The organism is Pseudomonadota bacterium (assembly GCA_018817425.1).
Taxonomy (GTDB): Bacteria; Desulfobacterota; Desulfobacteria; order Desulfobacterales; family RPRI01; genus RPRI01.
This window is the reverse complement of sequence record JAHITX010000080.1, coordinates 75,979-91,033: the sequence shown is the minus strand read 5'-3', so window position 1 is coordinate 91,033 and position 15,055 is coordinate 75,979. Positions and strand designations below refer to the sequence as shown.

General features: G+C 37.3%; 15 protein-coding genes. 12 read left to right on the top strand and 3 right to left on the bottom strand.

From position 1 onward, the window contains the following. Positions 1–4 precede the first annotated feature (4 nt). Positions 5–1,171, bottom strand: coding sequence for an aminotransferase class I/II-fold pyridoxal phosphate-dependent enzyme (locus KKC46_14385; GenBank protein MBU1054996.1), 1,167 nt, complete (start codon positions 1,169–1,171; stop codon positions 5–7). Between the two features lie 285 nt (positions 1,172–1,456). On the opposite strand from KKC46_14385, the gene purM reads away from it, so the two are divergent. The 12 genes from purM (at position 1,457) to KKC46_14325 (ending at position 12,946) form a co-directional block, all read left to right on the top strand. Then, on the top strand, positions 1,457–2,500 hold the full coding sequence (gene purM, locus KKC46_14380) for a phosphoribosylformylglycinamidine cyclo-ligase (GenBank protein MBU1054995.1): 1,044 nt from the start codon (positions 1,457–1,459) through the stop codon (positions 2,498–2,500). A gap of 16 nt (positions 2,501–2,516) precedes the next feature. Further along, positions 2,517–3,512 (top strand): tRNA (adenosine(37)-N6)-threonylcarbamoyltransferase complex transferase subunit TsaD, encoded by a 996-nt coding sequence (gene tsaD, locus KKC46_14375; GenBank protein MBU1054994.1) that lies wholly within the window; start codon positions 2,517–2,519, stop codon positions 3,510–3,512. A gap of 123 nt (positions 3,513–3,635) precedes the next feature. Further along, positions 3,636–4,388, top strand: coding sequence for an RDD family protein (locus tag KKC46_14370; protein MBU1054993.1), 753 nt, complete (start codon positions 3,636–3,638; stop codon positions 4,386–4,388). A 15-nt stretch (positions 4,389–4,403) separates the two neighbouring features. Continuing rightward, complete coding sequence (locus KKC46_14365; GenBank protein ID MBU1054992.1) at positions 4,404–4,970, top strand: hypothetical protein; 567 nt, start codon at positions 4,404–4,406, stop codon at positions 4,968–4,970. 31 nt (positions 4,971–5,001) lie between these two features. Continuing rightward, positions 5,002–5,562: a hypothetical protein gene (locus tag KKC46_14360; protein MBU1054991.1), complete on the top strand. Its 561-nt coding sequence runs from the start codon at positions 5,002–5,004 to the stop codon at positions 5,560–5,562. 96 nt (positions 5,563–5,658) lie between these two features. Next, on the top strand, positions 5,659–5,970 hold the full coding sequence (locus KKC46_14355) for a rhomboid family protein (protein ID MBU1054990.1): 312 nt from the start codon (positions 5,659–5,661) through the stop codon (positions 5,968–5,970). A gap of 7 nt (positions 5,971–5,977) precedes the next feature. Next, positions 5,978–7,639 (top strand): hypothetical protein, encoded by a 1,662-nt coding sequence (locus tag KKC46_14350; protein ID MBU1054989.1) that lies wholly within the window; start codon positions 5,978–5,980, stop codon positions 7,637–7,639. Then, positions 7,629–8,831, top strand: coding sequence for a hypothetical protein (locus KKC46_14345; GenBank protein MBU1054988.1), 1,203 nt, complete (start codon positions 7,629–7,631; stop codon positions 8,829–8,831). The genes KKC46_14350 and KKC46_14345 overlap by 11 nt, the downstream gene beginning before the upstream one ends. Continuing rightward, complete coding sequence (locus KKC46_14340) at positions 8,828–9,793, top strand: MoxR family ATPase (protein ID MBU1054987.1); 966 nt, start codon at positions 8,828–8,830, stop codon at positions 9,791–9,793. The genes KKC46_14345 and KKC46_14340 overlap by 4 nt, the downstream gene beginning before the upstream one ends. Further along, entirely contained in the window at positions 9,790–11,178 is a 1,389-nt protein-coding gene (locus tag KKC46_14335; protein ID MBU1054986.1) for a DUF58 domain-containing protein, read from the top strand. The genes KKC46_14340 and KKC46_14335 overlap by 4 nt, the downstream gene beginning before the upstream one ends. Then, complete coding sequence (locus KKC46_14330; protein MBU1054985.1) at positions 11,175–12,182, top strand: stage II sporulation protein M; 1,008 nt, start codon at positions 11,175–11,177, stop codon at positions 12,180–12,182. The genes KKC46_14335 and KKC46_14330 overlap by 4 nt, the downstream gene beginning before the upstream one ends. Further along, a complete protein-coding gene (locus KKC46_14325) occupies positions 12,179–12,946 on the top strand; it encodes an RDD family protein (GenBank protein ID MBU1054984.1) in 768 nt (255 codons plus the stop codon). Before KKC46_14330 ends, KKC46_14325 begins: the two co-directional genes overlap by 4 nt. 46 nt (positions 12,947–12,992) lie before the next feature. On the opposite strand, the gene KKC46_14320 is transcribed toward KKC46_14325, so the two are convergent. Together KKC46_14320 and KKC46_14315 are read right to left on the bottom strand one after the other, a co-directional pair. Further along, on the bottom strand, positions 12,993–13,379 hold the full coding sequence (locus KKC46_14320; GenBank protein MBU1054983.1) for a hypothetical protein: 387 nt from the start codon (positions 13,377–13,379) through the stop codon (positions 12,993–12,995). Between the two features lie 275 nt (positions 13,380–13,654). After that, on the bottom strand, positions 13,655–15,040 hold the full coding sequence (locus KKC46_14315) for an FAD-binding protein (protein MBU1054982.1): 1,386 nt from the start codon (positions 15,038–15,040) through the stop codon (positions 13,655–13,657). Positions 15,041–15,055 lie beyond the last annotated feature (15 nt).

Here is a 15,055-nt window from a genome sequence, read left to right as displayed (position 1 = left end):
AAATTTACAAAACCTTTCTCAAACCCCTGACAGCCTGGTTGATACGCATTGCATTTTCAATAAGTGCAAAGCGGACATAGTCATCCCCATATTCCCCAAAACCGAGACCGGGCGAAACGGCAACCTGTGCTTCCTTTATTATAAACTTTGAAAATTCCACTGAACCCATCTTTATATATTTGTCCGGAATTTTAGCCCACACAAACATTGTTCCCTTCGGGCTTTTAACATTCCAGCCTATTCGGTTAAGGCCGGTTATAAGGGCATCTCTGCGCTCTTTGTAGGTATTGCATATATCTTTCACACAATCCTGCGGACCATTTAAAGCAATAATGGACGCTATCTGAATCGGCTGAAAAACACCATAATCAAGATAGCTTTTAATTCTCCTTAATGCGGCAACAATTTCAGGATTTCCTGCACAAAAACCGACTCTCCATCCTGGCATGTTATAGCTTTTTGAAAGAGAAAAAAATTCAACCCCAACATCCTTTGCCCCTTTAACCTGTAGAAAACTTGGGGCAACGTAATCGTCAAATATAATATCTGCATAAGCAAAGTCATGAATAACCATTATATTATGTTCTTTTGCATAATCGACAATTTTTTCAAAAAAATCTATATTTACAACCTCGGTTGTCGGATTATGAGGATAGCTCATTATCAAAACTTTAGGCTTGGGCCATGTCTGCCGGGTGGCATCAATAAGATTTTCAAAAAAATCGCAATCCGGCCCCACCGGTATTCCGCGAACTTCTCCTCCTGCTATAATTGCGGAATACGGATGAATAGGATAAGTCGGGGTTGGAGTCAAGACCACATCTCCGGGACTTATAGTAACAAGAATAAGATGGGATAAACCTTCTTTTACCCCTATTGTGACAATCGCCTCATTATCCGGATCAATATCAACATCAAACCGGCGCTTATACCAGCTTGCTATTGCCATTCTCAGCTTGGTTATACCCATTGAAGCGGAATACCGGTGATTATGCGGCTTTTGGGCAGCTTCAACAAGTTTGTCAATAATATGCTGGGGAGCCCCAAGATCGGGGTTTCCCATACCAAGATCTATTATATCTTCTCCCGCATGCCTGGCATCCATTTTTATTTTATTAACAGTTGCAAACACATACGGAGGTAAACGATCCAGCCTGGCAAACTTATTCATAATAAAGCCTCATCCTGATAAAATTAAATTCTGTAATCCGCCACATATATTATATCCTTCAATTTGTATGCATAATTACAATATATAGCATTTTATGTCAAAAAAATTGTTTTGACTTTTTAATGGAATACGTTTAATTTCATATTGATTTCAACTAATAAGTCATAAAGACTTTCCCTAATCTGCTTATAAACGGCATCTTATTTTCCTTATAGTAAATAGCTGCTTTTTTTAGATTAATTTTATAAATATAACGGATTCTATTTTAATGAATTGGAATATGACATGACAAAACCTCTAACCTATGCTGATTCGGGTGTTGATATAGACAAGGCGAACAGGCTGATTGAATCTATAAAAGAAATCGCAAAAAAAACAAACAGACCGGGAGTTATCGGTGAAATTGGCGGATTTGGCGGCATGTTTTCTTTAAATACTAATAATTTTCAAAAACCTGTTCTGGTGAGTTCTACCGACGGTGTCGGGACAAAACTTAAAGTGGCTTTTATGGCGGGCAAACATGATACCATCGGTATCGATCTTGTCGCAATGAGTGTTAATGATATCATAGTTCAAGGAGCTGAACCATTATTCTTTCTTGATTATTTTGCAACCGGAGAAATAGATTCCCAAATAGCTATTGACGTTATCAAAGGTGTTGCCGAAGGTTGCAAGCAGTCTAAGTGCGCACTTTTAGGTGGCGAAACGGCTGAAATGCCTGGATTTTATAATAAAAACGAATATGATCTTGCAGGATTTGCCGTTGGACTTGTTGATTACGGCAAAATTATAGATTGCTCAGATATCCGTATGGGTCATAAACTCATAGGCATCACTTCAAGCGGTCTTCACAGCAACGGATATTCGCTTGCCCGAAAAATTTGCTTTGATGTTCTAAATCTTAAAATTGATTCCTATGTTTCAGAGCTTGGTAAAACTATTGGAGAAGAGCTTCTTACCCCAACAAGAATATATTCTGCAATGATTCTAAGCTTGATTAGGGACCTTCCGATTCACGGCCTTGCTCACATAACCGGCGGGGGAATATCTGAAAACATTGTACGCATAATACCCGAAACGTGCATGATTAAAATCATAAAGGACAGCTGGGATATACCTCCAATTTTTAATTTTCTTAAAGAAGCCGGGAAAGTCTCCGAAGCAGAAATGATGAGAACTTTCAATAACGGTATAGGCATGGTTGCAATAGTACCTGAAAAATCTGTGGATGAAATTATGGATCGTTTGGCCGGTTTTAATGAAAAGATATTTCTGATAGGTGAAATTGCGGAAAGAAAAGACTCTCAGGAAAAAATAAAGTGGGTTTGAGCAGGTATCTTTTTTCATGATTATTCTCGGCATTGAATCTTCCTGTGACGAAACTGCCGCTTCCGTTGTTTCAGATGGGAACAAAATACTATCCACTATTGTATCATCACAAGCCAAAATTCATTCTCCTTATGGAGGTGTTGTTCCCGAATTGGCATCCAGAAAGCATATGGAAGCTATAGTTCCGGTTGTCAGAGAAGCAATAAACACTGCCGGTATCAAACCCGGACAAATTAACGCAATAGCCGTTACGCAAGGTCCGGGGCTTATAGGTTCACTACTCGTTGGCTTTTCATTTGCAAAATCCTATGCCTTTGCACTAAACATCCCATGGACAGGTGTAAACCATCTCAAAGGACATATTAACTCCGTTTTTCTTGAACCCGATCCCCCCCCTTTTCCATTCATATCGCTTCTTGCATCAGGCGGCCATACAGGAATTTATATTGTAAACTCTCACACCGATATCGAGCTTTTGGGACAAACCCGTGATGATGCCGCAGGAGAAGCATTTGATAAGGTAGCAAAAATGCTTGGCCTGGGATATCCTGGTGGAAGCATTATAGGAGAGCTTGCCCAAAAAGGCGATTCTTCAAAAATACAGTTTCCGAGAGCTTATCTGGATAAATCCGCTTTTGATTTCAGCTTCAGCGGCGTGAAAACTTCTGTCAACCGCTTTATAAAAATTAATTTATGCCGATATACACAAATGATACCCGATATAGCTGCCGGATTCCAGGAAGCTGTTGTTGAAGTTTTATCTTATAAACTTCTAAATGCCGCTGTTTTAAAAAAATGTGAACATGTTTCAATTGTAGGCGGTGTTGCAGCGAACCAAAGATTACGTGAAAAAGTAGAACATGACGCTATCTCTTCAGGAATAAAAGTACACATACCTTCTGTTGATCTTTGCGGAGATAATGCCGCTATGATAGCTGCAACAGGTTACCACAGCCTTATAAAAGGCGAAGTATACGATTTGAATCAGGATGTTTTTTCACGTGTAATATAGAAGCAGTAAGGCAATTTTATGCTTGCGTTATGGCAAAACAAAATATATAGAACATACTTAAATAATTAACTTTAATGGGGGTATTGCAACAGATAGCCGAATAAAAAAACGGGGGTGAAACACATGGAATGGTACTACAGCAAAGGCAAAGAGCCGGTCGGACCAGTAAGTGAAGCAGAATTTCAATCTCTAGTAAGTTCGGAAACAATAAATAGTAATACATTGGTTTGGAACCAAAGCATGGCTGATTGGCAAAAGTATAAAAAAGTCAAAACTGCTTCCAATCTTCCCCCCACCCCTGCTCCTGCCGATGCTCCAATCATGCAAAAATGCTCCGAGTGCGGCAAATCATTTTCAAAAGATGACCTGATTCAATATGAAGGATTTAATGTCTGCGCAAACTGCAAACCTTTGTTTGTTAAAAAAATTAAAGAAGGGGTAGCTACAGGGGATTTCCGTTATGGCGGGTTTTGGATCAGATATGGTGCAAAGTTTATTGACGGTCTCATTTTGATAATACCTTATTTCCTAATCATCTTTTTTATGATGAAGTATTTAATTCCCAAAGGCAGCCCAAAAGATCCTCTTCTTATTTTGACAACTACTGCAGGGCCATTACTTCTAGTCTTATTTTCTGTTGCTTATAATACCTGGTTTATCGGGAAATATGCAGCAACACCCGGAAAAATGGCGTGCGGCTTAAAGGTAATTACTTCAGATAATGAGAAAGTTACCTACACAAGGGCATTAGGCAGATATTTTGCTGAAATGCTAAGCTGGGCCATTTTGCTTATTGGATATCTTATGGCTGCTTTTGACTCAAAAAAAAGAAGCCTTCATGACAGAATGTGCAATACTCTTGTGATAAGAAAATAAATTACAGAGAATATAATGATAGCTTGCATTAAATGCCAAGGCCCGATAGGTGCTAACCGTATTAACACAGATAATTATCTTCCCTGTCCGAACTGCGGCTCTAAAATACGCATCAACGTTTTTCCGGCTTATATAAGAAAAGCACCAAAAGCTGAGACCGGACAGATACTTATTATTGATGATGATGCATCCTGTTTTTATCATCCATCGAAAAAAGCTGTGATACCCTGTTCCTCATGCGGAAGATTCTTATGTTCCTTATGTGATGTTGAAATGAACGGAGAACATATCTGTTTTTCCTGTATCGCAAACAAAAAAAGCAAAGGTGAGCTAAAAGACTTAGAAACACACAGAACACTTTATGACAGCGTTGCAATAAGGATGGCAGTTCTTCCTCTGCTTTTCTTTTTATGGGCAACCATTATCACAGCACCAATTTCTATTTATATTGTATTTAAGTACTGGAAAAAACCTTCAAGTATTATCGAAAGAAGCAAAGTCCGGTTTATCGCGGCTTTTTGTATTGCAGCCGTCCAAATCGGAGGCTGGTCATTTTATTTCCACGAACTATTAAATAAATAATCAATTTTCAGTTTATTGTTACTGGAGGGGCATGCAAATAAATGAAAAAAAGTACCGCCGTCTTCCTGGCAAAAGAAGACGGATTATGGGAAAAGACACTCTGTGGGCCGGATCTGACCATTTACTTTCTATCGAATCAAGCGGTGTATCCGAAAACTATAAGCGCTTCTATTACAATGACATCAAATCAATAACTATTGCCAAAACACCAAAAATTTATATTATAACAATGATTTTAGGCTTGGCTATAATATTAATAACAATATTTGCTCTGTACCTTTTAGGTGCGTTTTCTAAAACATCTTCTGCATTTTCCTTATTGGCACCAGTTGGAATCTTCTTTTTACTCATTGATATTGTAGTTCTTTTCTATTTTATTATAAATATATTTTATGGCACTTCCCGTGAATGCTGGATTGAGACATACACACAAAGGGAAAAGCTTGCTTCTGTAAACAGAGAAAGGGTTGTAAATAAATTCATTGAAACGATAAAACCCCTTATTGAAAAAGAACAGGGCCTTTTATCTATAGAAACACTACAAAATATTAACCACTATTCCAATATCGATATAGATAAACCACTAACATGAAAAACATAAAAGCAACTACTTCCAAAGAACTCTAAAATTGTAAACTGAGTTGTTCTTTACTTTGAAATTAATCAAGTTCATACAGGTTCATATATAATGGATATCTCCCGCAGGCGATGTTTTAATCACAGATCGCGTGAAGCTGCCGCACAATGCCTGGAATGCGGTAGATATTTCTGCAGAGAGTGCGTTACCGAGCATGAGGGCAAAGTAATATGCTCAGGTTGCATAATAAATCTGACCTTAAGCACCGAAAAAGGAAAAAAACGTTTCAGGTTCTTTGGCATGCTGTTACTTTTTTTTGGCAGCTTGTTTTTTCTCTGGCTTGTTTTTTATTACCTGGGAGTATCACTGCTTAAGATTCCTTCGTCATTTCATGAAGGAACAATATGGAAAAATCTTTGGTAAACATCTTATGAAGAAGCCTTTTTATGGCGATAATACTACAGCGCCGGGAATTATAGAAGAAGCTGTTCATCTGCTGCGCCTTGATCCCTTTAGATTATTGCTTCCGTATTATATCGGCGGCATACCATTTATGCTCGGCCTCCTTTATTTCTGGAGTGACATGAGCAAAAATCCTTTTGCAAAAGACTACTGTTCGGCAGCTTCATTGGGCATAGCAGTCCTTTTTGTCTGGATGAAGTGCTGGCATTCCGTTTTCGCCGTAAAGATATATGAAAGCCTTGGCAGGTTTGAACCAATACGCTGGTCATTTTTAAAAATCATCCGCATTGTTACTGTACAAACAATAATACAGCCATCGGCCATTTTAATGTTTCCGGTTGCGCTTCTTATTACACTGCCATATCCATGGGTATATGCTTTTTACCAAAATGTTTTGGCATTAGATTACTCAAAAGCGAAAACCATAAAAGAAATTATCAAAGATACCGGAGAACTTACAAAATATAATCCCAGACAAAATATTTTTGTAATTCTTATACTATTTCTTTTTCAGTTATTTATACTGTTAAATATAGCTATCGCCATATATATTTTGCCATATCTTATAAAAATGTTATCAGGAATTGAAACAGCCGCAACAATGGGAGGCTACAGCTATGTAAACAGCACTTTTCTTATAACTGTTGTTTGTCTTACATATTTGTGTGTAGATCCTTTAAAAAAGACAATCTATGTCCTTCGTGGATTTTACGGTGAATCGATAAAATCCGGAAAAGACCTAATAGCAGTCCTTAACATAATAAAATCAGACATTAAAAAAGCAACTCTTTTGGCATGTTTTATAATACTTCAAATCATAGTTTCTGCCAGTATTTCCCATGCAACTCAAATTCCGGCTAAAAAATTTAATATAAGCCCTGTTTCAAATATTGCGCCGGAAGAATTAAATTCTTCTATACAGAAAGTTTTAAGCCGGAAAGAATTTGTATGGAAGCTTACAAGGGATAAAAAAAACGAAGATACCAGACCCGGTATCTTCGACTCATTTTTCAAATGGCTAAAACCTTACTGGGATGATTTTACAGATACTCTTAAAAAATGGTTTGATGCTCTAGTAAAATGGCTTAAAAACATTATGCCGGATTCAAAAATAAAATTTGACCATGAGAAAAAATCCCATAGCAGTACAACTCTCATCATTTTGTATGCATTGCTTGCCATTGCGCTGATTCTTTCAATTATTTATCTTATAAAAATAAAATTAAAGCGCCGCAAAAACAGCCCTGAGCCTGAAACAACTCCTGTTATTGTTTTAGATGTATCAGATGAAACCATTCGTGCAGATGCTCTTTCTACAAACCAATGGCTTGAAATGGCAAAAGAATTTTTGGAAAAAGGAGAATTTCGTTTAGCGATTCGGGCCTTTTACTTAAGCACACTTTCATCTCTTTCCGAACATAGCTTTATTTCAATCGCCAAATATAAATCAAACAAAGAATATGAATACGAGCTTGCAAGACGCGCTCATGAAAATAAAGAAATGGTTCTGGAATTTAAAGAAACAGTAAATTATATCGATAAAATCTGGTATGGCATGGTTCCTGTTAAGATAGAAGATATTGATAAATTTTGTGAAATACAAAAAAGGATAATTGCTTTTGCGAAATAACAAACTGTCTTTTATATTCTTTGTTATTATCATCTCTGTTCTTATTTTTGGAATATTCAGGTTGTTTGCTGTAAGATTTGAGTCCGGCGATATTTATCCTGTTTACTCCACATTAAGATCCGATCCATTAGGCTGCATGGCCTTTCACGACTCTTTATTAAATTTGAAATCTTTAACAGTTAAAAGAAATTATACTCCAATAATAAATACAAAACCCAATAATAATTCCGTTTTATTTTATTTAGGGATGCATCCTTCTTCCCTATACGGTATGCCAAAATCACACTTTGAAGCTCTAAACAGGTTTGTATTATCCGGTGGGCATTTAGTTATAAGTCTTAAACCGGTAAATAAAAACTTTGTTATTGATAATATTAAAAAGCAAAAAAAAGAAGTCGAAGATGAAAAAGATAATTTAAAACCATGTAATGTGGTTTCCCTTTTAAATAAATGGGGTTTTGAATATGACACTATAACTTCAAATGATAAAGACAACAAGAAAACCCCAAACCAAAACAACCTTATTTCACATAGTCCTTATGGAAGTGTTTCATGGCACTCGAAACTTTTTTTAACTAAACTTTCCAAAGAATGGGATATTATTGCAACAGTAGAGGATGACCCTGTAATTATCGAAAGAAAATACGGAAACGGGTCAATAATAATATGTACTGATACTTATTTTATCAGTAATGAAGGACTCAGAAATGAAAGTACACCGGCGCTATTAACATTTATGATCGGTAAAAACAGCAATATCATCTTTGATGAAGCCCATTTGGGAATTCAAAAAAATCCCGGGATCACATCTTTGATATTAAAATATAATCTTTACGGCCCGGTAATCGCTATATTTATTTTTGCTATATTATTTATCCGGAAAAATTCTTCCCATTTTTTGCCGCCTTTTGACACTGTAAAAGCACCCCAGGTCTCTGCAAGGGATCAATCTTCAGGTTTAATAAGCCTGCTTAAGCGAAATATTAATAAAGATAAATTATTAAACATTTGCATTAACGAATGGGAAAAATCTTTTGCTTCAGGCCATAACTCTTCAAAACATAATATGGAGTTATTAAAAAAAATAAAACAAACGGTTCAAACAAAAGAAGATGGTACAAAACCGTCTATCGAGCCGGTTGAAGGATATCGCAAAATATTTAAACTACTATCGGAAGGGAAAAACAGATGAATGCCGACACTGATAAACTTGCAAAAGTGCTTGAGCTTATAAGACAAGAAGTTTCCAAAGTCATTATAGGTCAGAACCATGTGATTGATAAGTCCCTGATAGCAATTTTTACAGGCAACCATGTGCTTATAGAAGGAGTTCCGGGTATTGCAAAAACTCTTCTTGTCAGAACATTAGCCTTTGTCCTTGGTTGCGATTTTTCAAGAATACAATTTACGCCCGATTTAATGCCAAGTGATATTACAGGAACAAATGTATTCAATATCAAAGACAGCTCTTTTTCTCTGATTAAAGGCCCTGTGTTTACCACATTTCTGCTTGCGGACGAAATCAACCGCGCACCGGCCAAAACCCAGTCAGCGCTACTTCAGGCCATGCAGGAAAAATCTGTAACCATTGATAATGATACTTACCACCTTTCTCCATATTTTACAGTATTTGCTACGCAAAACCCGATTGAATATGAAGGCACATATCCATTACCTGAAGCTCAAAAAGACAGGTTTCTCTTTAAAATAACAATGGATTATCCGGATCGTGACGAAGAATTGATTTTAGCAAAAAAAATGCTTGGAAATGATTCTCCTGAAGAAATACTTGCAGCAGGGGCTGTTAAACAAATACTTACGCCCAAATTGCTTGATAAGCTCCGGCAACTTTTAACCGGTATAATTATTCGTGAAGAACTAATCGATTACATTGTTGAGATAGTAAGAAGCACTCGAACAAACCAGTCAATAATGATAGGTGCCGGGCCCAGAGCCACCCAGGCCCTGATTCAGGCATGCAGGGCATTTGCTGCAATAAATGGAAGGGATTTTGTAACTCCTGACGATATAAAATATCTGGCTGTACCGGCTCTTGAACACCGGATAATTTTAAGGCCTGAATATGAAATAGAAGGACTGACCATACAGGAAGTAATTAATACAATATTACAGGATATTGCTGTGCCGAGATGAACCTGATTCCAACCAGCAGACTTCTATTTTTATTTGCAGTTATATGTATTCCATTTACAATACTTGCATCTGTGATTTCCTCAGCAGCAATACTCTCCTATGCAATTATCTTTGTTTTTGTTTTGGCTGCTACTGTTGACGCCTTTTTATCTGTTCGTTCATTTGATGGTATCCGGATAGAATGCAATGAATTGGTCAGAATATCTGTGGGCAGGTCTTCTGCAATTAAAATTATAATTAAAAATGATGCACCACAAAATGGGCCAATCAGATTAGGGCTTTTGTTTCCGGATCAATTATTTTCAGAAAATCAGGATATCTTTTTCAATCTTTCTTCCAAAGAAATTAGCAGCGCTATAGCATGGCCTGTTAAGGGTTTAAAAAAAGGGCAATATCTGTTAAATAAATGCTATCTTGAGAAAAAATCTCTTGCAGGCCTGTGGGCAAAACGCACGACCTTTCCTATTTACTGCGAGATAAGAGTTTATCCTGATCTTTTTTCAGAAAACAAACTTCTTGCAGCATTATCCGCAGATAAAAGCATGGGAGCACACGCAAGAAGGCAAATCGGAAAAGGCCGTGAATTTGAAAAACTAAGAGACTATAATCCCGGAGACAGTTATGAAGATATCCACTGGAAAGCAACAGCAAAACGTAGCTTGCCGGTCACAAAAGTCTTTCAGGTGGAACGAACCCAGGATATCTATGTCATGATTGATGCATCCAGGATGAGCGCACGAAATGCCCATATTTTTAACAATGGTCTGCTTGGAAAAGAAAGAAGATCTGCTGATAATAATAGTAGCATATTTCCGCAGGAAACGATTTTAGACAGATACATTACAGCAGCCTTGATGATCGGGAAAACTGCTGAAAAGCACGGCGACAATTATGGGATAGTACTTTTTTCAGATCGGGTCAGCCTTTTTATAAAAGCAAAAAGTGGGAAGGCTCATTATAGTATATGCAGAGATTCTCTTTATAATGCCGATCCGAACCGTGTAACTCCTGATTTTCGTGAATTATTTACGTTTGCCGGTACACGGATAAGAAAAAGAGCTTTAATGATTATTTTAACAAGCCTTGATGACCCTGTTATGTCTGAAGACTTTATAAAACACATCCACATATTAAGCAGGTATCATTTAATTATGGCAAATATGATAAAACCGGCCGCCGCTAATTCAATTTTTTCATCTTCCGATATTATGTCTATAAACTCTGTTTATCAGGATCTGGGAGGCCATATCGTGTGGAACCGGTTAAGGGAGCTGAATGTTTCCCTTGCAAGACAGGGGGCCGATTTTTTTCTTCTGGAAAGTCGCAGATTGTGCTCGCAATTGATCTCAAATTATATCAATATCAAGCAAAGACAAATATTATGATCATTGATTTGAACAATTTTATCAAAGAAGAACAGCCTTTCTGGTCCGAACTGGAAGAAAAACTGGAAAATCTGGATAAAGATGCAGGGTTTTCTTTTGATCTGTCAGGGGTTAAAAGATTTCATTATTTGTATCAGCGCGCATCTTCCGATCTTGCCAAAATAATGAACTTTTCAGCAGAGCAGGATATTAAAGTCTATCTTGAATCACTTGTCGCAAGAGCATACTCCGAGATTAATGAAAGCAGGAAAAATACTGAAAAATTTAATTTCTTAAAATGGTTGTTTAAAACTTTTCCGCAAACATTTCGCAAACAGATAGCAGCATTTTGGATATCTCTTGCAATAATTTCTGCCGGGTGCATCTTCGGTATTGCGGCAATTGCATTTGATACAGACTCAAAAGAAATTCTCATGCCGTTTTCCAATCTTATGATTGATCCTTCCGAACGTGTGGCAAAAGAAGAAAGCGCCAAAGAAGACCGGATGGCGGGACATAAATCATATTTTTCAGCACATCTGATGACTAATAATATCAGGGTTTCAATTTTCGCGATGGGACTTGGCATAACATGGGGAGTTGGAACAATTCTTGTTCTTTTTGTGAATGGAACTATGCTGGGAGCTGTAATTGCAGACTATGTTCTGGCTGGAAAAACCAAATTTTTATTAGGCTGGCTTTTACCGCACGGTTCTGTGGAGATTCCTGCCATTCTTATCGCAGCACAAGCAGGACTTGTTATTGCAGGAGCTTTAATCGGATGGGGAAAACCTATATCATTGCGGCAACGTTTAAGAGAAATTTCTTCTGATATTGTAACCTTAATCGGAGGAGTATCGGTAATGCTTATCTGGGCCGGCATTATTGAGGCTTTTCTTTCCCAATATCACGAACCGGTTATTTCTTACGAATTAAAAATCGCATTTGGCATAGTTGAGCTGGTTCTCTTGATATTATTTCTTTCATTTTCAGGAAGACAAAATTTTAAAAAATCGACTTTATGAACGAAAAAAAAACAAACACATTAAGAATTGTAACTCCGGAAGGCGTGGTATTTTCTCTGCTTCTGGCCGGGCCTGTCACACGTTTTCTTGCCTGGCTGATTGATTTGTTTTGTATTATGTTAATCGCCAAAGTTGCAACAACTGTATTAAGCGCTTTTTTTATATTCAGTGCTGATTTGAAAACAGCAGCCATTATGCTTTCTTACTTCGTTATTTCAATCGGGTATTCGATACTTCTTGAATGGTACTTAAACGGACAAACACTTGGAAAAAGGCTTTTCAAATTAAGAGTTATGGATGTTAACGGCCTGCGTCTTAAACCAGGCCAGATTATCATCAGGAATCTGCTCCGCTTTGTAGATGCACTACCCGCTCTTTACATGGTCGGAGGGCTTTCGGTTCTTATATCAAAACAAGCTCAAAGACTGGGAGATATAGCAGCCAATACTATTGTTATTCGCTCATATGAACCCCAGAAACCCGACTTTGCACAAATCTTTTCGGATAAATATAATTCTTTCAGAAATTACCCGCATATCGGAGCAAGGCTTCGCCAGAACACAAGCCAGGTGGAAGCCGATATAGGTCTTCAGGCTCTTTTAAGACGCGAAGCGATGGATCCGGTTGCAAGAGTTGAACTCTTTACACAAATTGGGTACCATTTCAAAACTATAGCTAAATTTCCCCAGGAAGCAACAGACGGTTTATCGGATGAACAATATACAAGAAATGCGGTAGATATACTTTTTCGCTATGATGGTTGAGATTTTATACCTGATTTTATCCGGGTATATCGAGTTTATTAAATCCTCACTTATCCACAAATTCTACTACAACATTTTGGATATTAGGGATATTGTCTATATTAAAGGCGGTTTCGAATCTTCCGGCTTTGCCATGCTGAAAAGATCTTTGATCATTAACAGTGGCTTCTACATACCCTACTACTTGATCTTTACTATCTTTTAAATATATTATTACATATCCTTTTACAGGATGATGACTTAAGTTTTTTATCTTTCCGGAAACAAGTACATTACTACCGTTATCTTGCAATTCGGCAATAAGATCTTCCACTTCAAAAACAGGAGCGGAAAAAGTAAAAGTATTCTTCCGTATATTGCTTCCCCCAAAAGCACTTACGCCAAAAGCAAGGACTAAGATAAGAGAAACCGTAACAAGAAGTTTTATTCTCATGGGTTCACCTGTAAAGTTTATAACATTATATTTTTATAATGAGAACCGGTTGTTTGCTGCCGATCAAATCCAAAAAATCTAATAATTAAACATCAGTTACATATTCTTTATTATAGGTTTGTGCAAAAAATGTCAACCTGTTACTTTATGAAATATACCATATGAATATATCGGCACAAGCTTCATTTTGATTAAATATTTTTATTTATACCAACCTATGCCCTGGATTATTTGAACGGAAATAATTATTTGGAAGAGTAGTTTCAATAAAATAATCAATGCTCTACAAACATTTTACCGGGATTTAATATCCCTTTAGGATCAAAAAGATTTTTTATCTTTTTCATAAGTTCTATTTCAACAGGGCCTATCTCCTTGGCCATATATGCTGCCTTTGTAATGCCTACACCATGCTCTCCGGAAATTGTGCCTCCCAGTTCAATAGTATAATCAAACAATTCTTCAATAGCGGTTTCGGCCTTCTTTAAATCCTCACTGTTTTTCTTATCAAGCATTATATTAAAATGTATATTCCCGTCACCGGCATGTCCAAAACTTGCAATGGTCAGACCGGTTTTATTTCGCATTGAATTTATCTTTTGCACCATATCCGGGATTTTACTTCTTGGAACCACGATATCTTCATTTATTTTGTCAGGAGCATATGTAAACAATGCGGGTGATATTGACTTGCGGGCCTTCCAGATTAAAGCGGCATCTTCTTTTGATCCGGCGATTCTGACATCTTTTGCTCCAAGCGATATACAAAGCTCTTTTAGTTGTTTTATCGAGGATTCAGCCTCATCTGATCTTCCGTCAACTTCTATAATAAGAAGTGCTTTAGAATCAGCCGCTATTGCTGTACCAAGATATTTTTCAACACATTTTATGGATTCCTTATCCATAAATTCGATAGTTCTTGGAACAATGCCCTGCCTTATGATTTCAGAAACGGTTTTGGCTGCTTTATCAAGTTCAGGAAAAGATGCGGTCATAGTTTTTACTGATTCCGGAAGGGATAAAAGCTTTACAGTTATTTGTGTAATTATCCCCAAAGTCCCCTCAGAACCTATTAATAGACGTGTCAAATCATACCCAACCACACCCTTGGCTGTTTTTACTCCGGTCTTAATAACCTCTCCGGTTGGAAGAACCGCTTCAAGACCAAGCACATAATCGCGGGTCACGCCATATTTTACAGCTCTGGGACCTCCTGCGCACTCTGCAAGATTTCCGCCTAAAGTCGAAAATTCCGAACTGGAGGGATCGGGAGGATAAAAAAGATTAAACTTTTCGACTTCCCTGTGAAATTGGGCAGTAATAACTCCGGGTTCAACTGTTGCTGTAAAATTGTCCGTGTCAATTTCGATAACATGATTAAAGCGGTTCATGACAATAACCACTCCGCCCATAACAGGAACAGATCCGCCGGTCATTCCGGTACCCGAACCTCGTGGTATTACAAAAAAACCATCAAGGCTTGCAAGCTTTAATATGCTTGAAACTTCACTTGTTTTTTCAGGAAATACTACAGCATCAGGAAGATATCTGTTTGCTGTGCCATCGTATGAATAACAGATGAGATCTTCTTTTGATCTGCTGCAATATTTTGAACCAACTATATCCTGTATCTTTTTATAAGAGGAATCTTTTAAGATCATAAGAAAATATGAATG

Coding starts and splice junctions, on each gene's coding strand:
- KKC46_14385 (MBU1054996.1), bottom strand. CDS start 1,171: ATGAATAAGTTTGCCAGGCTGGATCGTTTACCTCCGTATGTGTTTGCA.
- purM (MBU1054995.1), top strand. CDS start 1,457: ATGACAAAACCTCTAACCTATGCTGATTCGGGTGTTGATATAGACAAG.
- tsaD (MBU1054994.1), top strand. CDS start 2,517: ATGATTATTCTCGGCATTGAATCTTCCTGTGACGAAACTGCCGCTTCC.
- KKC46_14370 (MBU1054993.1), top strand. CDS start 3,636: ATGGAATGGTACTACAGCAAAGGCAAAGAGCCGGTCGGACCAGTAAGT.
- KKC46_14365 (MBU1054992.1), top strand. CDS start 4,404: ATGATAGCTTGCATTAAATGCCAAGGCCCGATAGGTGCTAACCGTATT.
- KKC46_14360 (MBU1054991.1), top strand. CDS start 5,002: ATGCAAATAAATGAAAAAAAGTACCGCCGTCTTCCTGGCAAAAGAAGA.
- KKC46_14355 (MBU1054990.1), top strand. CDS start 5,659: ATGGATATCTCCCGCAGGCGATGTTTTAATCACAGATCGCGTGAAGCT.
- KKC46_14350 (MBU1054989.1), top strand. CDS start 5,978: ATGAAGAAGCCTTTTTATGGCGATAATACTACAGCGCCGGGAATTATA.
- KKC46_14340 (MBU1054987.1), top strand. CDS start 8,828: ATGAATGCCGACACTGATAAACTTGCAAAAGTGCTTGAGCTTATAAGA.
- KKC46_14335 (MBU1054986.1), top strand. CDS start 9,790: ATGAACCTGATTCCAACCAGCAGACTTCTATTTTTATTTGCAGTTATA.
- KKC46_14330 (MBU1054985.1), top strand. CDS start 11,175: ATGATCATTGATTTGAACAATTTTATCAAAGAAGAACAGCCTTTCTGG.
- KKC46_14325 (MBU1054984.1), top strand. CDS start 12,179: ATGAACGAAAAAAAAACAAACACATTAAGAATTGTAACTCCGGAAGGC.
- KKC46_14320 (MBU1054983.1), bottom strand. CDS start 13,379: ATGAGAATAAAACTTCTTGTTACGGTTTCTCTTATCTTAGTCCTTGCT.
- KKC46_14315 (MBU1054982.1), bottom strand. CDS start 15,040: ATGATCTTAAAAGATTCCTCTTATAAAAAGATACAGGATATAGTTGGT.